The 21,007-nt window shown below is 66.3% G+C and carries 20 protein-coding genes; 8 read left to right on the forward strand and 12 right to left on the reverse strand.

Annotated elements, in window-relative coordinates; genetic code table 11:
- Positions 1–2 precede the first annotated feature (2 nt).
- Genes CPY97_RS11090 through CPY97_RS11105 form a run of 4 tightly spaced genes read right to left on the reverse strand, consistent with a single transcriptional unit; the run spans position 3 to position 3,871 of the window.
- Positions 3–1,172, reverse strand: coding sequence for a glycosyltransferase family 4 protein (locus tag CPY97_RS11090; protein WP_096422742.1), 1,170 nt, complete (start codon positions 1,170–1,172; stop codon positions 3–5).
- A gap of 4 nt (positions 1,173–1,176) precedes the next feature.
- The gene (locus CPY97_RS11095) at positions 1,177–2,166 is read right to left on the reverse strand and encodes a Gfo/Idh/MocA family protein (protein ID WP_096422744.1); all 990 of its coding nucleotides are present in this window, start codon (positions 2,164–2,166) and stop codon (positions 1,177–1,179) included.
- Positions 2,166–3,266, reverse strand: a complete 1,101-nt coding sequence (locus CPY97_RS11100) for a DegT/DnrJ/EryC1/StrS family aminotransferase (RefSeq protein WP_096422746.1) — start codon at positions 3,264–3,266, stop codon at positions 2,166–2,168. The genes CPY97_RS11095 and CPY97_RS11100 overlap by 1 nt, the downstream gene beginning before the upstream one ends.
- Positions 3,263–3,871, reverse strand: a complete 609-nt coding sequence (locus CPY97_RS11105; protein ID WP_096422748.1) for an acyltransferase — start codon at positions 3,869–3,871, stop codon at positions 3,263–3,265. Before CPY97_RS11105 ends, CPY97_RS11100 begins: the two co-directional genes overlap by 4 nt.
- Positions 3,872–3,956: 85 nt before the next feature.
- Here CPY97_RS11105 and CPY97_RS11110 point away from each other — a divergent pair, with 85 nt between their 5' ends.
- The 4 genes from CPY97_RS11110 to CPY97_RS11125 are packed head-to-tail and all read left to right on the forward strand — an operon-like array spanning position 3,957 to position 7,514.
- The gene (locus tag CPY97_RS11110) at positions 3,957–4,661 is read left to right on the forward strand and encodes a glycosyltransferase family 2 protein (protein ID WP_096422750.1); all 705 of its coding nucleotides are present in this window, start codon (positions 3,957–3,959) and stop codon (positions 4,659–4,661) included.
- A gap of 15 nt (positions 4,662–4,676) precedes the next feature.
- The gene (locus CPY97_RS11115) at positions 4,677–5,051 is read left to right on the forward strand and encodes a DUF2304 domain-containing protein (protein WP_096422752.1); all 375 of its coding nucleotides are present in this window, start codon (positions 4,677–4,679) and stop codon (positions 5,049–5,051) included.
- Between the two features lie 37 nt (positions 5,052–5,088).
- Entirely contained in the window at positions 5,089–6,378 is a 1,290-nt protein-coding gene (locus tag CPY97_RS11120; RefSeq protein WP_096422754.1) for a nucleotide sugar dehydrogenase, read from the forward strand.
- A gap of 11 nt (positions 6,379–6,389) precedes the next feature.
- Positions 6,390–7,514, forward strand: a complete 1,125-nt coding sequence (locus tag CPY97_RS11125) for a glycosyltransferase (protein ID WP_096422757.1) — start codon at positions 6,390–6,392, stop codon at positions 7,512–7,514.
- On the opposite strand, the gene CPY97_RS11130 is transcribed toward CPY97_RS11125, so the two are convergent.
- The 3 genes from CPY97_RS11130 to CPY97_RS11140 are packed head-to-tail and all read right to left on the reverse strand — an operon-like array spanning position 7,493 to position 11,453.
- Positions 7,493–9,064, reverse strand: coding sequence for a DUF2142 domain-containing protein (locus CPY97_RS11130; RefSeq protein WP_161494124.1), 1,572 nt, complete (start codon positions 9,062–9,064; stop codon positions 7,493–7,495). The genes CPY97_RS11125 and CPY97_RS11130 overlap by 22 nt on opposite strands.
- A complete protein-coding gene (locus CPY97_RS11135) occupies positions 9,061–10,422 on the reverse strand; it encodes a glycosyltransferase family 4 protein (RefSeq protein ID WP_096422761.1) in 1,362 nt (453 codons plus the stop codon). Before CPY97_RS11135 ends, CPY97_RS11130 begins: the two co-directional genes overlap by 4 nt.
- Complete coding sequence (locus CPY97_RS11140) at positions 10,419–11,453, reverse strand: glycosyltransferase family 2 protein (RefSeq protein ID WP_231923932.1); 1,035 nt, start codon at positions 11,451–11,453, stop codon at positions 10,419–10,421. The genes CPY97_RS11135 and CPY97_RS11140 overlap by 4 nt, the downstream gene beginning before the upstream one ends.
- 43 nt (positions 11,454–11,496) lie before the next feature.
- Here CPY97_RS11140 and CPY97_RS11145 point away from each other — a divergent pair, with 43 nt between their 5' ends.
- On the forward strand, positions 11,497–12,405 hold the full coding sequence (locus CPY97_RS11145) for a glycosyltransferase family 2 protein (protein WP_096422763.1): 909 nt from the start codon (positions 11,497–11,499) through the stop codon (positions 12,403–12,405).
- Positions 12,406–12,411: 6 nt separating this feature from the next.
- On the opposite strand, the gene CPY97_RS11150 is transcribed toward CPY97_RS11145, so the two are convergent.
- From CPY97_RS11150 to CPY97_RS11160, 3 genes are all read right to left on the reverse strand, one after another.
- A complete protein-coding gene (locus CPY97_RS11150) occupies positions 12,412–13,155 on the reverse strand; it encodes an ABC transporter ATP-binding protein (protein ID WP_231923933.1) in 744 nt (247 codons plus the stop codon).
- Entirely contained in the window at positions 13,152–13,916 is a 765-nt protein-coding gene (locus CPY97_RS11155) for an ABC transporter permease (protein ID WP_231923934.1), read from the reverse strand. The genes CPY97_RS11150 and CPY97_RS11155 overlap by 4 nt, the downstream gene beginning before the upstream one ends.
- A 98-nt stretch (positions 13,917–14,014) precedes the next feature.
- Positions 14,015–15,322 carry an ISL3 family transposase gene (locus tag CPY97_RS11160; protein WP_096422767.1) on the reverse strand — a complete coding sequence of 436 codons (1,308 nt, stop codon included), beginning with the start codon at positions 15,320–15,322 and terminating at the stop codon, positions 14,015–14,017.
- 186 nt (positions 15,323–15,508) lie between these two features.
- Here CPY97_RS11160 and CPY97_RS11165 point away from each other — a divergent pair, with 186 nt between their 5' ends.
- Both CPY97_RS11165 and CPY97_RS11170 read left to right on the forward strand, forming a co-directional pair.
- Positions 15,509–16,879, forward strand: coding sequence for a glycosyltransferase family 4 protein (locus tag CPY97_RS11165; protein WP_161494125.1), 1,371 nt, complete (start codon positions 15,509–15,511; stop codon positions 16,877–16,879).
- 16 nt (positions 16,880–16,895) lie between these two features.
- Positions 16,896–18,179, forward strand: coding sequence for a glycosyltransferase family 2 protein (locus tag CPY97_RS11170; RefSeq protein WP_419866124.1), 1,284 nt, complete (start codon positions 16,896–16,898; stop codon positions 18,177–18,179).
- On the opposite strand, the gene rfbA is transcribed toward CPY97_RS11170, so the two are convergent.
- Together rfbA and CPY97_RS11180 are read right to left on the reverse strand one after the other, a co-directional pair.
- Positions 18,152–19,015, reverse strand: a complete 864-nt coding sequence (rfbA, locus tag CPY97_RS11175; protein ID WP_096422773.1) for a glucose-1-phosphate thymidylyltransferase RfbA — start codon at positions 19,013–19,015, stop codon at positions 18,152–18,154. The genes CPY97_RS11170 and rfbA overlap by 28 nt on opposite strands.
- The gene (locus CPY97_RS11180; protein WP_096422775.1) at positions 19,012–19,623 is read right to left on the reverse strand and encodes a dTDP-4-dehydrorhamnose 3,5-epimerase family protein; all 612 of its coding nucleotides are present in this window, start codon (positions 19,621–19,623) and stop codon (positions 19,012–19,014) included. Before CPY97_RS11180 ends, rfbA begins: the two co-directional genes overlap by 4 nt.
- Positions 19,624–19,687: 64 nt before the next feature.
- Between CPY97_RS11180 and CPY97_RS11185 the strand changes: the two genes are divergently transcribed.
- On the forward strand, positions 19,688–20,992 hold the full coding sequence (locus tag CPY97_RS11185; RefSeq protein ID WP_269457824.1) for a nucleotide sugar dehydrogenase: 1,305 nt from the start codon (positions 19,688–19,690) through the stop codon (positions 20,990–20,992).
- Positions 20,993–21,007: the final 15 nt, after the last annotated feature.

Consider the following 21,007-nt stretch of genomic DNA (forward strand, 5'->3'; position numbering starts at 1 on the left):
TCTCATCGTCCCACAGCGCCGCGCGCACCAGGGCGCACGACGTCCGCAAGCACATCGGTGATGCGCTCGGCGATGGCGGTCATCGATACGGTGCCGGCCGCCCACGCGGCGAGCTGCGCACGCTCGTCCGGCGTGGCGGGCTCCGCGAAGTGCGCGCGAAGGTGCGCGGCCACCGATTCGATGTCGTAGGAAACGCTCGCCCCGAAGGGGCTGGCCTCCGCGAAGTCTGAGCCCGGGCCGCTGCCCGTGAACAGGACGGGCGTGCCGCAGGCGACCGCCGCGTACAGCTTTGTCGGGAAGGCGAACTCGTAGCCGCCGGTGGGCTTCACACTCGCCACGGCGACTGCGGCACCGCGAAACCAGGCTGCGGCCTCGGCCGGTGACACCGAGTCGAGAAAGTGCACGCGACCCGGCGCGATCTGATCGGCCAGGCGACGCATCGCGGCGCGGTCGGTTCCCGAACCGAGGAAGACCAGGTGACCTGTATCGACCGCGGCCATCGCCTCGACGAATATGGCCGCACCGTGAACCTCCGACGCGGTGCCTGCGTACAACGCGTACGGCTCTTCGCGCTGCACAGCCGGACCGACGACCCCGTAGGCACCCAAATCGATGCCGTTGCCGACGAGCCGCACTCGATCGGCCGGAACCCCGAGCGCGCGCACTCGCGCCGCTACCGGTTCGGATACGGCCAGTAGCGCCGCGCATCCGTTCCAGACATAGCGTTCGAGGCGGCGAACGGCACGCACGACGATGTCTGAGATTCCCGCGCTGGCGGCGGCGTCGGCGAGGATGTCGGCCGCGTAGTACACGGCGGGGATGCGCCGCAACCGCGCGACGGTGCGCACCGCCGCACCGGTGGTGGGAGGCGGTTCGACGACGATGACGTCGGCGCGGCGCGCGGTCAACAGGCGCCACACGAGCGGTATGTCGAAGCTCAGGTACGGAAGGTACCCCCGCACGAAACCGTCGCGGTCGCGCAGCACCGGCGCTCGGCGTACGCGCACTCCGGGATACTCGCGTTCCGTACCGCGCAGCGCGCGCGGAACGCGGGCGGTCACCACCTCAACCTCGTGCCCGTGATCGGCGAGGTGCGCTGCGACGGCGGCGAGCCGCTGGGGGGCGGCGCCCGGCTCGGGCGCGTAGATGCGCGAGGCGATGAGTACCCGCATGACGCTAAAGGGTCACGACCTCGCCGCGTCGTGCCGAGTCGAGCATGCTTTCGACGACGGCGAGGGTGCGCAGCCCCTGACGCATGGTGACGACGTCGGTCTCGTGACCGAGCACGGCGTCGCGGAAGTTCTCGAGCTCGACCCGCAAGGGTTCACGCTTGGGGAAGGCGTAGCGAATCATGTCGCCTTCGCTCACTCCGCGAAACACCGTCACCGATTCCCACTCGAGCGGGATCGTCCCGTTGGCGTAGAAGGTGAGGTCACCGGTGGATGTGTCGGCGACGAGCGCGCCCAGCTCTCCGGTCACCGTCGTCACGCGCTCCTTCATGGGGCTGAGCCAGTTGACGAGGTGGTTGACGACGACGCCGTTATCGAGGCGCCCTGTGACGGCGATCATGTCTTCGTGCTCGCGCCCGCTCTTGTGGGCGGTCTGCGCGAACACCGTTTCGTAGCCGCTCTGCACGACCCACGCGGTCAGGTCGACATCGTGCGAGGCAAGGTCTTTCGCGACCCCGACATCGGCGATGCGCGACGGGAAGGGGCCTTGCCGCCTCGTCGCGACCTGGAACACCTCGCCGAGTTCGCCGGCCGCCAGGCGTCGACGCAGTTCCTGCAGAGCGGGGTTGAAACGCTCGATGTGCCCGACTGCGCCGACGAGCCCCGCCGCCTCGAAGGCGTCGACCATGCGCTGCCCCGCCTCGACGGTGTCGGCGATGGGCTTCTCGACGAGCGTGTGCACGCCCGCGTCAGCGAGACGCAGCGCCGCCGCCTCATGAAACGCCGTCGGTACGGCGACCACGGCGATGTCGATGTCCGCGGCGATCAGCGCGTCGATGTCGGGCAGGATCGGCAGCTCGCCCGCGACCCCGTGCGGGTCTCCCCCGGGGTCGGCGATCGCGACGAGGTCGACACCGTCGAGTTCGCGCAGCACCCGCGCGTGGTGACGGCCCATCATGCCCACCCCGAGCAGACCCGCCCGCAACATGTCCGCCATCAGGCCCCTGCCTTCGCCACGGTGTTCACCGCGGTCACGATGCGCTCGAGCTGCCTTTTCGTCAGCGCCGGATGCACGGGCAACGACACGACTTCGGCTGCGGCCCGCTCGGTCTCGGGCAGGTCGAGCCCTGGCGCGTACGGCGCGAGCGACGGCAGGCGGTGGTTCGGAATCGGGTAGTAGATGCCGCTTCCGACGCCGTGCTCGTCCCTCAGCGCTGTCGCGAAGCCGTCACGATCATCCGTCACCCGAATCGTGTATTGGTGGTAGACGTGCACGGCGCCCTGCGCGACCGGGGGCGTGACGACGCCGCGCAGCTCACGGTCGAAGAGCGCAGCGTTCTGCTGCCGCTTCGCCGTCCACCCCGTGAGGCGCGTGAGCTGCACGCGACCGATGGCGGCGTGAATGTCGGTCATGCGGGCGTTGAAGCCGACGACCTCGTTCTCGTATTGCTTCTCCATGCCCTGGTTGCGCAGGAGCTTCGCCGCGCGCACGAGCTCCGGCGTGTCGCAGGCGATCATGCCGCCCTCGCCGGAGGTCATGTTCTTCGTCGGGTACAGGCTGAACATGGCGAACCGGCCCCAGGTGCCGACAAGCCGGCCGTCGAGGGATGCGCCGTGGGCCTGGGCCGCATCCTCGTAGATGTCGAGGCCATGCTTCTCGGCGATCGCCGACAGCTCGCGCATGCGGGCGGGATGACCGTACAGGTGCACGGGCATGATCGCCTTCGTACGGGGGGTGATCGCCGCCTCGACGGCGGCCGGGTCGAGGCCGAAGGTCTCCGGCTCGATGTCGACGAAGACCGGCGTTGCGCCCGTCAGCGCCACCGAGTTGCCCGTCGCGGCGAAGGTGAACGAGGGCACGATGACCTCGTCACCGGGGCCGACGCCGGCGGCGAGCTGGCCGACGTGTTGCCCAGCGGTGCCGCTGTTCACGGCGACACACTCACGGCCTCCGGCGAGCTGCTGACCGAACTCTCTCTCGAACGCGGCGACCTCGGGACCCTGCGCGATCATGCCCGAACGCAAGACACGGTCGACGGCCCGGCGCTCGCGCCAGCCCACCTGGGGCTTCGCCGCGGGTATCAGGGGTGCGGTCACGCTGGCTCCTCCTCGATGAGAGCGCCATCGCGCTCGATGTAGCGGTCGCCCGTCCGCGGGCATACCCATGCGCCGCTTTCCTCGACGAGGCGTACGCCGGAGCGCCCCACCCAGCCGAGTCGCTTGGCAGGAACTCCGGCGACGAGTGCGAAGTCGGGCACGTCGCGGGTGACGACGCTGCCGGCGGCGACCGTCGCCCACCGTCCGATCGTGACCGGCGCGACGCATACGGCGCGCGCGCCGATCGAGGCGCCCTCTCGGATGCTCACTCCGACCGGCTCCCAATCGCTTGCGCTCTTGAGACTTCCGTCAGGATTCACTGCACGCGGGTAGGTGTCGTTCGTCAGCACGACGGCCGGGCCGATGAACACACCGTCTCCGAGTTCGGCCGGCTCGTAGACGAGCGCGTAGTTCTGCACCTTGCAGTTGTCGCCGAGTCTCACACCTGTGCCGATGTAGGCGCCGCGACCGATGACACAGTTCTGGCCGAGCACCGCATTGTCACGCACCTGGGCGAGGTGCCACACCGACGATCCGGCGCCGATCGTGGCCGAGTCGGCGACGTCGGCGGTGTCGACGATGCGCACAGCGGCGGGTGTGCTCACGGGGCGGCGCTCCGGTGGTCGAAGGGGTCGGGGTCAGCGCGATCAGCGCCTCGCCAGAGTAACGCGCTCTGACAGAATAACCGGTATGCCCGAACAGTCGTCGACGCCTGCCTCCGCGGAGGCCCTCGCGGCGACCTGGGCGGTGATTCCGCTCTTCAACGAGGCAGCGGTCGTCGGTGACGTGATTCGGGAATTGCGCGCGAGCATCCCGAATGTGATCTGCGTCGACGACGGGTCGCGTGACCGCTCGGCCGTGATCGCCGAAGAGGCGGGCGCCCGGGTGCTGCGCCACCCGCACAATATGGGGCAGGGGGCGGCGTTGCAGACGGGCATCGCCTACGCTCGCGCGCAGCCCGGCTGTCAGTACGTTGTGACGTTCGACGCCGATGGTCAGCATCGCGTGGAGGATGCGCTCGCGATGGTCGGGCTCAGCGAGCGAGATGGGTATGCGATCGTGCTCGGTTCACGATTTCTCGACGACCGCACTGACCCGGGGTTTCTGAAGCGGTTCGTCCTCAAGCTCGCCGCTACGGTGACGAATGCCGCAACAGGTATGACCCTCACCGACGCCCACAACGGCTTGCGGGCTCTGCGCATCGACGCCGCGCAGGTCGTCAACCTGCAGCAGGATCGCATGGCGCACGCGAGTGAAATCGTGGCCCAGCTCGGCCGCAGTGGGCTTCCGTGGGCCGAGTTCCCCGTGCACATTCGGTACACCGACTATTCGAAGGCCAAGGGGCAGTCGATGCTCAACTCGATCAACATCGTCGTCGATCTGGTGATCCGCTAGCCGAGGAGGCCCGCCGTGTGGTTTCAACTCATTCTCGTTGTCGCGCTGGTTCTGATCGGCGCGTACCTGCTGCTGTCGAAGCCGGGGCCGCGTCACCTTGCGGTCCGGCGGGTAATCATGCTCCTCGTGCTTCTCGCCGGCGTGACGGTCATTATCTGGCCGGGCCTCCTCACCCAGCTCGCTGGCCTGGTGGGGGTCGGTCGCGGCGTCGACCTTCTTTTCTATCTCGCTCTCGTGGCCGGTCTGCTGTACGTCGTCAACGAGTACAAGCGCTCGGTCATGCTCGCGCGTGCGAACACGCATCTCGCGCGTGAGCTCGTGCTCACCGAGGCGCGGCTCACGGATCGCATCAGCGCGCTCGAGGCGAGGCTCGACGAGCGCGCTCCCTAGACTCGGTACTCGCCAACCCCACTCGCAAAGGACTTTCGTGAAGATCGCTGTCATCGCCCTCGGCAAGATTGGTCTGCCGCTCGCCGTGCAGTTCGCATCGAAGGGGCACGAGGTGACCGGCGTCGACGTCAACGCCGACACGGTCGCCGCCGTGAACGCGGCACGCGAGCCGTTCCCCGGCGAGGCAGGCCTGCAACAGGGCCTCGAGCTGACGGTCGGTGCCGGACGCTTGCGGGCGACAACAGACTACGCGGAGGCGATTCCCGGCGCCGACGCCGTCGTACTCGTCGTACCGCTTTTCGTCGATCAGGATGCGCGCCCCGATTTCGGATGGATGGATTCCGCCACCCGCTCGCTCGCCGAACACCTCACGCCGGGCACGCTCGTCAGTTACGAGACGACCCTGCCGGTCGGCACGACCCGCGGACGCTGGAAGCCCATGCTGGAGGAAGTCTCGCGCCTCACCGAGGGGCGCGACTTTCACCTCGTTTTCTCGCCCGAACGCGTACTGACAGGCCGCGTCTTCGCCGACCTGCGCAAGTATCCGAAACTCGTCGGCGGTCTCTCGGCCCAGGGCGCCGAGACAGCGGTGCGGTTCTATGAGCAGGTGCTCGACTTTGACGATCGCCCCGACCTGGCCCGCGGCAACGGCGTGTGGGATCTCGGCAGTGCCGAGGCGGCCGAGATGGCGAAACTCGCCGAGACGACCTATCGCGATGTCAACATCGGGCTCGCGAATCAGTTCGCTCAGTACGCGGCGACCGCGGGCATCGACATCTATCAGGTGATCGAGGCGTCGAACTCGCAGCCCTACAGCCATATCCACCGCCCCGGCATCGCCGTCGGGGGCCACTGCATCCCCGTGTACCCGAGGCTCTATCTCTGGAACGACCCGGCCGCGACGATCGTGCGCGCAGCCCGCGAAGCGAATGCGGGCATGCCCGACTACACGGTCGGCCTGCTCGAGGGCGTGCACGGCGAGCTCGCCGGCGAGCGCGTTGTCGTGCTCGGCGCCGCGTATCGCGGCGGCGTCAAAGAGACGGCGTTCTCAGGTGTGTTCGGCACGGTCGAGTCGCTCACGCGCCGCGGAGCCGACGTGCGGGTGCACGACCCGCTCTACACCGACGATGAGCTCACCCGCCTCGGCTTCACCCCGTACGCGCTGGGCGACGCGGTCGACGCCGTCGTCATCCAGGCCGACCACGCCGAGTACCGCACGGTGGGCGCATCGGACATCCCCGGCGTGCGCACCGTCGTCGACGGGCGCCGCATCTCGAGTGCCGATGCGTGGCCGGGCGCCACCTACCGCGTCATCGGAATCGCGTAGGCGACAGACGTATGCGCATCGCAGTGACGACGGGGCTGCTGCGCATTCCCCCGACGTACTTCGTCACGCAGCACGCCGAACGTCTGATCGTGTCGGGCGACCATGAGGCGCGCGCCTTCGCCCGCGCCAGCGACGTTCAGGATGCTCGCCTCGGCATCGACGTCGTCACCGCCGTTGCCGAGACGGCCGGCTCATGGCGCACCCGCGCCCTGCGCGCGGTTGCCGCCGCGCGCCCCCAGCGCCGAGCCATCGAGTCGTACCAGCCCGACCTGGTGCACCAGCACTTCGCCACGTGGGCGCATGGCGCGCTCGACGCGGCGCGGCGCCTCGACGCGCCGTTCGTCACAACGGTGCACGGTTATGACGTCCTCACGGCCGGCGCACCGTCAGCGGCGCCGGTCGGACTTTTTCACCGCTCGAGCGTTGACCGAGTGAAGCGCGAGGCGACCCGCGTGCTTGCGGTGAGCGACTTTCTTCGCGACCGCGCCGAGCGCGCGGGCTTCGACCCGTCGCGTCTCGTTCGGCACTATCAGGGTGTCGACACCGACTTCTTCACACCGGGTGTCGAGACCGACCGCTCCGACGAACCGATCGTGTTGTTCGTCGGGGCGCTTGAACCCCGCAAGGGTGTTCTCGACCTGGTGGCTGCCTCGATCGGCCTGCGCGCGCGGGGGGTGACCCATCGCCTCGCGATCGTGGGCGATGGGTCGCAGCGCACGCTGGTCGATGCGGCCGCAACCGAGCACGACCACATCGTGCTCACGGGCCCCCTTGACCGCCACGGCGTGCGCGACCTGATGCGCTCGGCCGAGGTTTTTGTGCTGCCGACGCAGCGCGACGGCTCGTGGCGCGAAGCGGCCGGCCTGGTACTGCTTGAGGCGCAAGCCTGCGGTACGCCCACGGTCACCTATGCGAGCGGCGGCGCCCCCGAGATGGTGCGCGACACATCCACCGGGTTCGTGGTGCCGGAACGCGACGCCACCCGGCTTGGCGAGGCGATCGGAACCGTGCTTGCCCTGTCGCCAGCCGAACGACGGAAGTGGCGTGAGCGTGCCCGTGCGTGGGTCGTCGGCAAGCGCAGCCTCGCGTCGAGCACGGCCGAGTTACTCGAGCACTACCGAACGGTCGCTGGCTGAGCTGGCGTGAATGTCCGGGTTGTCACCACAGCGACACCTGCGAAGGCGAGCGACCCCACCAGCCAGACAACGGAGGGCCCCACGGGCATCCATGTCCACCACCATTCGAGGCCTGCATCGAGGTTGGGGCCGGGTTCGTCGGTTCCGGTGACGTAGCGGCGCAGATTCATGTGGAGGGCGACGAAGTGGGCGCCTGCGACCGCCGCGACGAGCACCCAACGCTGGGCGCGAGACAGTACAAGTGGCCTATCCGCCCGTCGCACGAGCAGCAGCACACCCAGCAGCACGATCAGCGGCAAGAGGTAGCGCGGCTGCACCTGGTCGGGCACCATGGTGCCGCCCGCCTGCAACACGTAGACGGGAACCGCCCACACCGCGGCGACGACGACGGCGACCGCGCCGATCACCCGGGCCCCGGCGCCCCGCAGCGCGACGAAGCCGAGGGCAACGAATGCGGCCATGCCGGCGAGCGGCACGACCGCGGGCATCGATGTGTCGAGCCAGCCGAGACCCCACTGCCCCCACGCGCCCGACCAGATGAAGGGCACGTTGAGCACGTTGTAGAACAGCAGCCCGGCACCGCCGAGCGTCGGCTCGGCGGCCTCGTGAATGGCCACGGAGACGGCACCACCGACGGTGCCGGTTGCGTCGCGAATCGGTCCTCCGAATCCTCCCGTGCCGCTGGACGCCTGACCCGCAGCAAGGAAGAACGCGAGCGCTACGAGGCCCATGACGGCGGGGAGGATCGCGTCGAGGACGAAACGTTTGGTGGGAGCCGCGGCGAGCATCCCGATGACGGCGATGCCGAGCCCGGCGAAGACGGCGGCGTCGGCGCGCGAGCCCGCCGCCATGAGCACGCCGACGACGAAGACGGCCGCGAGGCCGAGTTTCTGCCTTCCCGACGTCTCGAAGTATCCGAGTAGGGCGATGGCACTCGGCGCGACGCCAATCACGGCCCAGGCGCTGGGGTTGTTGGTGCCGAGCAGGAACACCCCGAGCGGAACCATCGTCACGAGCAAACCCCCGTGCAGCGCCGGCACCAAGCGGGCGGGCAGGAGCAGGTGCAGGGCGGTCGCGACGCCCAAGAACAGCGCGATCGTCAGCGCCCGCATCGCGAGCGCGGCCGCTTCCGCGTTCGCCCCCGTGAGGAGCCCGTTCACCGCGTAGTACAGCGGCGGATACTCCCCACCGAAGTTGCCGCGGGTTGTCTCGATGATCTCGACGGCCACACCCGGCCCGTCACCCGACCAGTCGAGGGTGCCGAGCTGGCATGCCGCGCTTTCCTCCGGGTCGTAGGCGAAGCAGGGCGCCTCGAGCAGGGGCCGCGGCACCTCGCGTGTCTGAGGGGTCGATCCGTCGGCGCACGCCTCGTCGACGGCGGGCCCCGCGCACCAGGTGCTGACGAGGTGAAAGTCGTCGTCGGGCCCGGCGCCGATCGGCGAGGCGAGGGCCCACGATCCGAGCGTGAGAGCAGCGAGGAGGGCGAGCACCCCGCCGGGAACGCCCGGACGCCGCCACGCGGCCCGAAGGCGCTCGCGCAGGCGGTTCACGACGATCTCCGCAGACGGCGACGGATGCGCGCGGTTACGTCGCGCACGCCGGAATGCCTCAGGTGGTGGGCCGCCATGCGCAGGTCGTGCCCGAGCCCGGCGGAACGCCGCGCACGACTCGCCCCCGCCCCCATGCCGGATCGCCCCGGCGCGTAGTCGGCAGCGTGCCACGGCTCGGCGCAGTACGCGACGAGCGGTGCGAGCACCTCCGGCCACGTGAACTGCTCACGCACGCGGGCGACGTTCTCGCGCCACACGGCCACCTCGTCGGAATCGACGGCGAGCACGCGTGCGATCGCGTCGGCGAGCGCCACCTCGTCGTTCGGAGGCACGACGACGCCCAGAGATTCGTCGCGCACGAGGTCAGCGAATCCGTCGCCGTCGGTGACGACCATCGGCAGCCCCGCCCACAGGTAGTCGAGGATGCGCGTGCGGAAGGCGAAGGTCGTCTCAACGTGGCGGTGATGGGTGCTGACCCCCGCGTCGGCGTCGAGCAGGTATGCGCCGCGCTCGTCGTAGGGCACCCAGGTGTCGTTGAAGACGACCTCGCGGCCGTCGACGCCGAGTTCGACGGCGAGGTCGTAGGCCTCGCGCACGATGCCCATCTCGTCGACCCCCGGATGCTTCGTGCCGAGGAAGACGAGGCGCACGCCCGGCACGCGCTCGCGCACGGCAGCGACGGCGCGAATCAATGTCAGCGGGTCGAACCAGCTGTAGACGCCGCCGCCCCAGATGAGTACGCGGTCGTCACCGTCGATGCCGGCGATGCGGCCGCGCAGTCCGTCTCCCTGAGCGGGCGGCGTCGTCGACAGTCCGAACGGCGCGAGGTCGATGAGCCGACGCAGGTCGCCGTCGCCGTCATACGTGGCGGGGCTGATGCGGCCAAGCGAGGCGAGGTGGCCGAGGTAGAACAGGCGTTGCCGTTCGCTCGCGCATAGGAGGTAGTCGGCGCGTCGCAGCTGATCGTTGAGGGCGTCGCGGGCGCCGGCGACCCGAAGGTTCCAGGTGGCTGCAGGTAGCTCGCGGCCCTGCTCGAGCATCTCGAGGTGCATCGGGTCGTAGACGTCTGCCACGAGGTACCGGTCGGTGCTCGCCAGTGTGCGGAACTGCCCGAGCGCGTGCCCCTGGAAGAACACGACGTCGGCCCAGCGCTCGTGCACCCGAATACCGGCCTCATCGCCGGGAGCGACGTGGCTGAGGGGTACGCCGGTGTCGGCGCGGTCGGCACGGGTGGTGCTGACGAGGCGCACCTCGTGCCCGTGTCGTTGCAGTTCGAGCGCGATGTTCCACGCCCGAATCGCGGGCCCCGCCATGCGGTCGCCGACGGGGTCGCCCGTCACGATCAGGATGCGCGTCACCGCTTCTGCCTTTCCGTCGCCGGTTGCAAAAGGTCGCGCACGATGTCGATTCCGCCGCGACTGTAGCGGCCGTAGCGGCCACGCACCGCCGCGCCGATGATGGCGGGAACGCGCAGCAGCCGGGCTGCCGGGTAGTGGGCGCGCGCGGCTTCATGGGCGTGCTTCGCCTCCGCTCGTGCGAGCCGCGCGGTGGGGGCGCCTTTCTCGCGCAGGCGATCGGCCAGCTGTTGGGTGCGCTGTGCGAGCCGAGGCTGACGGCCATCGCGGGGTTCGGTGAGCTTCGCCCACCGATAGCTCATTGTCGGGCGCCGGGCGCCGATCTGGTTGGCGTCGTGCTGCCGGTAGTCGATGAGCGGTCGGGGAATCAGCCGTACGGCGCCCGCCTGCTCGCTCATGCCCGCGGCAACGGCGGCGAGCCACTCGTCGTGCACCCACTCCCCCGGAATCGGCAGCGCGTGCTCGAGCAGTTCGCGTCGCAGGACGACGGTCGCGCCCGTCACGAGATTGCGCCGCAAGAGCGCAGCCTGAGCATCGCCAGCGACGAGGTCGACCTTCTCCTGCGTCGTGATCTCGAGTGCACTCAGCAGCGTGCCGCCGAGTGGGTTGCCGTCTCCGTCGATGAGGCGCGCGTCCGTGTGCACGAGCTGCAGCTGCGGGTCGTGTGCGAATCGGTCGACGACGACGGCCAGTTTGTCGGGCATCCAGCTGTCGTCTTGGTCGCTGAGCGCGATCAGGTCGCCGCGCGCGTGCGCGAGGGCGTCGGCGAAGTTGGCGGTGACTCCGAGCGGGGGTGTGTGGCGGCGCACGCTCAGCTCGGTCGTGACTGCGGGGTCGGCGGCGCGCACCTCCCCGACCAGCCGTTCGACGATCTCGACGGTGCCGTCACGCGAGTCGTCGTCGCCGAGCACGATCTCGATGGGCGCTGGGCGCTGGGCGAGGATGCTCGTCACCTGTTCCGCCACGAAGCCGGCCCCGTTGTGCGTGCACATGACGACCGACACGGTCAGCGGTGCGGTGGGGGCTGCGGTCACCCCGCCAGCCTAGGTGAGGGCCCGGGCTAGGATCGGGAGCACCATGGCTGAATCGAGCGACGAGTCGGGCGCTCGCCCGGCACCCCGAGTCGGGGTGGTGACGGTCGCCTATCGATCAAACGCCGTGCTCGAGAAACTACTTGCGTCACTCGCGGACGCGTCGACAGAGCCCCTGTCGGTTGTCGTGGTCGACAACTTTCCCGGCGACGATGAGTCGGCGTCTCCCATCGCTCACCGGTTCGGCGCCACCTACGTCGCCCGGCCCGAGAATCCCGGCTACGGCGCCGCAATCAACGCCGGGCAGCCGTTTTTGCCCCAGAGCGTCGAGTGGGTGCTCATTTGCAACCCCGACCTTGAGCTCGCGCCCGGCAGCATCGACGCCCTGCTCGCGACCGCCGAAACGGACGCACGCATCGCCTCAGTCGGCCCGGCGATCCTCAACATCGATGGCAGCGTCTACCCCTCAGCTCGCCGTGTGCCCTCGTTGAGGACAGGTGTCGGCCACGCGCTGTTCGCGAACATCTGGCAATCGAACCCGTGGACGAAGGCCTACAAGCAAGACTCGACGGACGCGCTGACGCGTCGCGACGCCGGGTGGCTTTCTGGTGCGTGTCTTCTGGTGCGCCGCGCGGCGTTCACCGACACCGGGGGCTTTGACGAGGGCTATTTCATGTACTTTGAGGATGTTGACCTCGGCTACCGCTTCGGCAAGGCGGGCTGGCGCAACGTCTTCGAGCCTTCGGCACGAGCCACCCACATCGGAGGTCACTCGACGGCCGGTAGCTCGGCCCGCATGGTGCGCGCCCACCACGACAGCGCACGCCAGTTTGTCAACCGCAAGTACACCGGCGGGCAGTGGTGGCCGGTGCGCACTGTACTGAACATCGGGCTGAGTGTGCGGTCGCGGGTACAGGTGCGCGCCGTCGAGAAAGGCGCGCGCCGCGGCTCATAAGGCAGATTAGGCTCCGGCTGCATCCAGGTGCGCTTGATACTGCTTGGTGACCTCCACCGCGTCGCCCACGGCCGCTAGTTTGCCCTGGTCAAGCCAGGCAACTTGATCGCACATATCGCGTACCTGAGCGAGTGAGTGCGTCACGAGGATGACGGTGCGGCCAGACTTGGTGAACTCGATGAACTTGTCTTGCGATTTCTTCTTAAACGCGCCATCGCCGACCGCTAGCACCTCGTCGACGACCAAGATGTCGGGCTGGACATGAATTGCCACGGAAAATCCGAGCCGCACGTACATGCCTGACGAGTAGTTCTTCACGGGCTGATCAATGAATTTCTCCACGCCGGAAAACTCCACGATCTCATCGAATCGAGCCGTAATTTCCTTCTTGGACAGGCCCAAGATCGACCCATTGAGGAAGACGTTTTCTCGACCCGAGAGCTCGGGGTGGAATCCCGAACCCACCTCCAGGAGCGAGGCCGCCTTACCCTTCATCGTAATCGAGCCTTCGTCGGGGTGGAGGATTCTCGCGAGGCACTTCAGCAACGTGGACTTTCCTGAACCGTTGCGACCGATCAAGCCGAACGTCGCACCCTTGGGGACGTCGAAACTCACGTCCCGCACTGCCCAAAAATCCTCGGCGACAGCCTTCTTGCCCCGCATGACCGCGGCCTTGAGCGATTGATTCCGCTCCTTGTACATCCGGAACTTCTTCGACACGTGATCGACGACGACGGCGGCCTCACTCACAATAGCTCCGCCAATCGCTTTTCGTTTTTCTGGAAGACCAGGTACCCCAATGCGAAAACAACCCCGGCCCAACCTACGCACCACAAAGCGTCGTCCCACAACGGGAGGCGGTTGTCGTACAGAAGATTGCGGAAGACCTCGACGAATCGCTCCATCGGGTTCAAGCGATAAACCTCGATGATCCACGACCCGTACTGCTCTGCGCCCTCACGCACGAGACTGATCGGGTAAATGATGGGCGTAAGGTACATCCACATTTGCAGCAACAGGGCGACGAAGTGCTGGGTATCGCGGAAATGCACATTCAGGATCGCGAGCATCATCGCCAGCCCCACCGCAAACAACGCCAGAAGGACCATCCAGATCACGACGACAGGCAGGAATGGCAAAGGCATTCCCCCAAAAATCAGGAGGGCCAACGCCAGAACACCGAGCTCCATCGCCCAGGTCACCCCGGTCGACAGTGCGACCGACAGCGGAAGGTGCATCCGCGGGAAGTACACCTTCTTGATCAAGTTCGCATTCGACACGATCGAGGTCAGTCCACCGTTGACCACTCGCGTGAAGTAGAGCCAAGGAAGGAGCCCGCACATCAACCAGAGAGGGTAGATGTTCAGGCCGCTGGGATCGCCTTCTGATGGCCGAGCCCGGAAGATGAAGCTGAACACCACCGTGTAAACGAGCATCAGCACAATGGGGTTTATGAGGGACCACAACTGGCCCAGGACGGTCCGTCGATACTTGCCGCTGACCTCACGCATCGTGAGATTCGCGAGCAGTTCGCGAGACGCGACCAACTCTCTAAAGTTTGACATCCAGATCTTTCGAGCGTGAGTGAGGCATGCCCATTCTAGGCTCTTCACGATCGAGGGTGTAGGTGGGGTCTGAAGCCTCCGGCTTCGAGCAGGCTGCGCGCGACATAGTTCGTGAGGTTCCGGAAGCCGAGCGCAGATCCGCGGAGGTTTTCGAGCCGCCCGTTGATCGCCTCGGTCGGGCCGTTGGACGTTCCGGGCCGGTCGAAGAACGCGAGGATGTCCGTGGCGCGTTGCTTGAGGGTGCGGCCGAGCTTGCGCACTTCGACGAGCGCGGCCGGGACGCCCGTGCTGACCGCGTCGATCACCGACTGCATGGTCTGCTTGCCCTTCTTCTTGTCGGGTTCCCGGTACGCGGCGATCATGCGCTGGTAGATGCCCCAGGTCGCTTCCACCTCGACGCGCTCCTCGGCAGCGAACAGTGCGTCGAGCCGGTCGCGCTGCTTATCGGTGAGCAGGCTCGCTCCGGTGTGCAGGGTGCGGCGCGCCTGGTAGAGCGGGTCGCCTTTCATTCCGCGACGACCGAATAGGTCCTGCTGGACGCGACGCCGGCAGACATCCAACGCGTCACCGGCGAGGCGGACCACGTGGAACGGATCCATGACGGGAACAGCGTCGGGCAGTTCCTCGGCGGCGGCGGTCTTGAACCCGGAGAAGCCGTCCATCGCGACCACCTCGATCCGTTTCGACCACTCCGCGGGGCGCTCGGCGAGCCACTGCTTGAACACGGCCTTCGAGCGGCCCTCGACCATGTCCAGCAGCCGCGCGGGGCCCGTCTTGTTGCGGGCCGGGGTGAGGTCGATGATCACGGTGACGTACTTGTCCCCGAACCTCGTGTGACGCCAGACGTGCTCGTCGACACCGATCGTGGTCACCCCTTCGAACCGGCCCGGGTCGTCGATCAGCCGCCGCTTGCCTTCGGCGAGGACAGCGTCGTTCGCAGCGCTCCAGGACACGCCGAGACCTGCCGCGACGCGGGTCACCGTGAGGTGGTCGACGACGATGCCCCGCAGCGCCCATTCCAGACCGCCCCGGGAGATCTTCACCCGCGGCGCCGCCGCCCGTGTCATGTCCTGCCGCCACGTCCGGCGGCAGTGACCGCCCCGATACCGCCGCACCCGCACCAGCAGCGTCGTCGGCCGGTGCCCGAACGGCTCATGCGCCAGCCGACGCGTGACGCTGTCACGGGCGACGCCTTCCGCGCCGCACTTCCGACACCACGGGTCTGTCTCCACCGGCCGGCACTCGATCGTCGCCCGGTCCCGCTCGATCAACTGACCGACAGCGACGAGCCCGAGCTCGTCGAGACGGCAGAACGTGGTCACGTCAGGGGTCGCGAACGTAGGGTTGAGCACGTCGAGGTCTTTCGGGATGGCGAGCGTGAAGAACTTCCATCCTCCGGGAGACCTCGACCCCTACCCGGCCACCGACGCGCTCACCCGACTACACCCTCGATCGCGAAGAGCCCCATTCTAGGGGCCCTCCCCGTCGGGCCGCGGTGAATACGCATGGCCTGACCCTCCGCCGGTAGAGTGCTCACCGTGCTGGTCTACTTCGTCAACCACAGTTCGGCGATAGACCACCTCGGCGGCTCCGAGCGGTCCCTTCTGAAATTGATCGATGACTGGATCGCAGCAGAGCCAACCCTTGAGCCGTATTTCATTACGCGAGCACCAGCGGGGTTGCTCGTCGAAGAACTGCGCGCCCGCTCCTGGGCGTATTCGCTAGTTCCCTACTCGGGGTGGGCGGTACCGCCACATGAAGCCGATTGCGAGTCCGTCGCCTACCGCGCCTCGAAGGACTACCTGGCAGTCAAGACTATCCGCCGACTTATGGAGTCCCGACGCCCAGATCTCGTCGTGACAAACACGCTTGTCGCACCCTGGGGGGCGTTCGTTGCGCAATCGCTGGGCATCCCACACGCGTGGATCGTGCGAGAGTTTGGCGACCTTGATCATGGGCTGCGTTTCGTGTCGGGTCGCGAACAGACGCTGACTGACATCGGCCGGTTGTCGGAACTTGTCGTGGTGAACTCACATGCGGTGAAGAAGCACCTCCAGCCTTTCGTCGACGCGAAAAAGCTCGTCGTCGTGTACCCCACGGTCGATAGCGCTCAGGTGCAGGTTCAAGCCGCAGAGCCCTTGGCCGCGCGGGCCTTCCCCGAGCGTGATGCCGGCCTCAAGATCACGGTGGTCGGTCGGCTTGCTCCGTCGAAGGGGCAATGGCGCGTGGTTGAAGCTCTCGGCGAGCTCCACCGTCGTGGTTTCGCCGCGAGCGTGTGCCTGGTCGGGGCCTCCATGGAACCAGACCATCCCCGCAAACTGCGCTCCCGCTCCCACCAACTGGGTGTCGCCGACTATCTCTCGATCGTCGGCGAACAGTCCAACCCTTGGCCTTTCTGCGCGGCCGCGGACGTGTGCGTCACTCCGTCAACCCAAGAAGCGTTCGGTAGGACAACCTTGGAATACCTTTGGCTCGGGAAGCCCGTGATCGCAACGAACAGCGGGGGAAGTGCCGAACTGGTTAAGGACACCCACAACGGCTTCCTCTTCGATGCAGATGCGCCCGGCCAGCTCGCCGACCGCCTACAGCGCTACATCGAAGCTCCGGACCTTCTGAGGCTTCATGCGCTGGCTGCTCGGCAGCACGCCGAGTCGCTCGCCTCTCCAGAGTGGAGCAACTTAGCCGCGATTGAACGACTCTCAGCGGTCGCTTCCGCAGTCCCACGCTCGTCAGGTGACGTTGCCGACGAGTGGTTCGCAAAAGTCGGTTATCGACCCGGCCGCTCGAGACTGGGCGTCATCGTTCGGTATCGCTATCGTCGCCTGGTCACTCGCACGCGAAACTTCCTGACTGATCCCGTGGGGTCGGTAAGGCGAAAGCTACGTCGGGCGGAGCACCCCGGTGGCTAGTCGACGCCCCATCACCGTGGTCGTGCCTGTGTACGGTGATGCGCCGAGTCTCTTACGCTGTGTGGAGTCGCTCGTTGACTCTATTGATCAGTCCAAAGACGCCGTTCTGTTCGTCAACGATCGCGGTCCGGACTTCGATCAGCTCGAGAGCCTGCTGAAGGCAACGTGCGACGTGAACCCGGCCTTTCGATACGAGCGGAACATCCGCAACTTGGGCTTCGTGCATACCTGCAATCGCGCGGTCTTCGAACTTGATTCGAGTGGCAACGATGTCCTAATTCTCAATAGTGACGCAATTCTCCCTCAGGGAGGTCTCGACGAGTTAGGCGAGGTCCTGCACGCCCGAAGTAACCATGGCGCGGTGTGCGCTCGTAGCAATAACGCCACCATCGCGAGTTTCCCGTTCCGCACTGCTCGGGCCCGCCCATCGCGAAGCTTCGCGCACTCGGAGTGGGTGCACCTTCTGCTCAAGACGAGGCTTCCACGCTTCACGTATGCACCTGTCGCGATGGGCTTTTGTCTCGCTGTAAGGCGAGATGTAGTGGACGCCCATGGCCTCTTTGATCCAGCGTTTTCGCCCGGTTACGGAGAGGAGAATGATTTCTGCCTGCGCATCGGGCGTGCCGGATGGCGCTCTGTCATGGCGAATCGGGTTCTCGTCGAGCATGAGGGGGCGAGGAGCTTTCGCTCCACTCGACGTGCCCGACTTCGGGCGGCCCATGAAAAGATCCTGAACCAGCGCTACCCGAACTATGTCCAACTCGTGCGTGAGCACCTGTGGACAGGCGTGGACCCTGTAGACGTTTGGGCGGATGTGCTCACACAACACAGCTTGCCGCCACGAGTCGCGCTGTTTACCGAGGCCTTTGGACCTAGCCCTCAGCTGAAGAAGGCCGTCAAGGAGGCCCGTGACCTACAGCTCACCGTTGTTGCGCGAACGCTGTCCTCTGCCCAGAAGTTCGGCGCTCCTGAGTCGCTTATCTTCGGTGAAGAAGAGGGTCGCGTTTGGGACGCGGCGGTGGTCGACGCAGAGGTTGATAGCGAAGCTGCGCGACGCGCGTGCCGAGCAGCGCCCCGTCTGCTTTCTTCCCTGGATGTTTCGACCGCCGGCCTGGCCGCGTCAGCCATCGACGACTCCGCGATTCGCGCGGCGTGGGACCGCGGGACGCATCTCCTTGCTGAATCGGGAATACCACCCGCTCCGGCGGTGCGACTTCGTACACGACTACGCGGGGTGGCGGAGCGTCGCGCGCCCTTCCTTCTGACGTTAGCTCAGCGGTTCACGAGCCGCTCGAGGTAGGTGCCGTAGCCGCTCTTGACGAGCGGGCGCGCGAGCTCACGCAGTTGATCGTCACTGATCCATCCAGCGCGCCACGCAATCTCCTCCACACAGCCGATCTTGAGGCCCTGCCTGTGCTCGATCACGCGGACGTACTCGGCAGCCTCCATCATCGAGTCCACGGTTCCGGTATCCAGCCACGCGGTCCCCCTGTCGAGCACGCTCACCTGCAACTTGCCCAATTGGAGGTAGTGGTCGTTTACGGATGAGATCTCGAGCTCGCCACGAGCGCTCGGTGTGATGTTCTTGGCAACTTCAACGACGGTGTTGTCATAGAAGTAGAGCCCGGGAACCGCGAATTGGCTCTTCGGTTCTGCGGGCTTCTCTTCAATCGATACTGCGGTCATGGAGTCGTCGAACTCCACGACTCCATAGGCAGTTGGGTCGGCCACTTGGTAGGCGAATATCACTCCTCCGTCGATCTGGTTGAGTGACCTCAGAGACGATCCCAACCCCGAACCATGGAAGATGTTGTCACCGAGTACAAGCGCAACGTTGTCTGAGCCGATGAACTCTTCCCCGATGATGAAGGCTTGTGCTAGGCCATCGGGGCTGGGCTGCACAGCGTAGGTGATCGACATCCCCAACTGAGATCCGTCGCCGAGCAGCGCCTGGAATTGTGCGTTCTGTTCGGGAGTCGTGATGACAAGAACATTACGGATGTCCGCCATCATGAGCGTAGAGAGCGGGTAGTAGATCATGGGCTTGTCGTAGATCGGCATCAACTGCTTGGAGATGCCTTTGGTAATCGGCCACAGGCGCGTGCCTGAGCCGCCCGCCAAGATGATGCCCTTCATCGATCGCCACCTTCCCGTCGGTACCACGCCACGCATTCGTCCCACCTCGGCAACAGGCCCTGCTCCTGAGCCTTCCGCAACGTCGGGGCTGCGGCATCTTTCGGAGAAAGGAGAGGTGCGCCGACAGCGTCGGGGATCACCAGTGCGAGTTCTGCGTCCAGAGGGCTAATGCCGTGTTCGTGGGCGGGGCGATACACGCCTGACACCAAGTACGTGACCGTGGAGTTGTCCTCCAACTCAAGGAACGCGTGACCACGGCCTTCGGCGAGATACACGGAGCGCCGCTTGTCTGCCTGAAGCACAACGGAGTCCCACTGCCCGTAGGTGGGCGAACCGACTCGAATGTCGACAATGAAATCGATGATCGCCCCGCGGGCAACACTCACGTACTTCGCCTGCCCTGTGGGGACGTCCGCGAAGTGCACGCCCCTCAGTACGCCGCGGTGAGAGACCGAAGTGTTCGCTTGACGCGGGGTGAAGCGGTGCCCCGCGCTGTCTTGGAGGACGTCGGTGAGGAAGGTTTCTGAGAAGGAGCCGCGCTCGTCCTCGAACATCGGTGATTCGATAAGGAAAGAGTCTGCAATCGCTAGCGCGTCAACATTCACCATGAGACCTTATCGCGCTGTCGGCGCGGAGGTCGGTCGCCAATTGGACCTGCACTAGCCTGGAAAAGTGCGCCACGTCGGCGCGGACCTCGTGGAGAAAAACATCGTGGACTCACAAATCAGGGTTGTCGTCGTCGGACAGGGATACGTCGGGCTCCCGCTCGCGCAGGGCATGGCTCGCGCAGGACTCAGCGTCACCGGGCTCGACTTGAATCAAGACACGGTTTCCCTCCTGAACGCGGGCTCATCGCACATCGACGACCTCAGCGATAGCGACGTGCGCGAGATGCTCGATCTCGGCTATCAGGCTAGTGACGACGTGTCCGTGGTGTCGTCGGCGGACGTCGTCGTGATCTGTGTGCCGACTCCTCTCGGGGAAGCCGGAGAACCGGACTTGAGGGCTGTCGAAGGCGCCGCACGGTCGGTGGCGAAGCACCTGTCTCCCGGTTGCCTCATCATTCTTGAATCCACGACGTATCCCGGGACGACGGACGAGCTGCTCCTGCCCATCTTCCAGGCAGAGGGCCACCGAATCGACGAGGACTTCTACCTCGCGTTTTCGCCGGAACGCATCGACCCGGGTAACGCGACGTACGGGCTGACCAATACGCCCAAAGTTGTGGGAGGTGTCACTCCTGCGTCCACCGAGAAGAGTGTCACGTTCTACTCCCGCTTCGTCGAGCGAGTAGTACAGACACGAGGCTCCCGGGAGGCCGAGACCGCGAAGCTTCTCGAGAACACCTACCGGCACATCAACATCGCCTTGGTCAACGAGATGGCGAAGTTCTGCAAAGAGCTCGACATCGACATCTGGGACGTTATCAATGCTGCCGCGACGAAGCCATTCGGTTTCCAAGCGTTCTACCCCGGACCTGGCGTGGGGGGCCACTGCATTCCGATCGATCCCAACTACTTGAGCTACGAGGTCCAGCGAAAGCTCGGGCATCCGTTCCGATTTGTGCAGCTCGCGCAAGAGATCAACAACTCGATGCCCCAATACATCGTCAGTCGTGCGCAAGATCTCCTCAATGAGCACAAACTGCCACTCAACGGCAGCAGAGTCTTACTTCTCGGGGTGACCTACAAGGCGAACATCTCGGATCAAAGGGAATCACCGGCGACCGACATTGCCGACCGCCTCGCCGCACGCGGATGTGTGGTCTCGTATCACGACCCCTACGTAGACGAGTGGTCCACTGAGTCACTCTCGCTCACGACGGTCGCTGATCCCGTGACCGCCGCCGCGGACAACGACTTGGTGATTCTCCTGCAGGCACACCGGGGTTACGATCTGGCCCGGATCACATCCAGTGCCAAGGTTCTGTTCGACACGCGCGGTGTCACGTCGGGCGCCGACGCCGTTCGGCTCTAGCTGGCCCCACGTCTG

The organism is Microcella alkaliphila (assembly GCF_002355395.1).
Classification (GTDB): Bacteria; Actinomycetota; Actinomycetes; order Actinomycetales; family Microbacteriaceae; genus Microcella; species Microcella alkaliphila_A.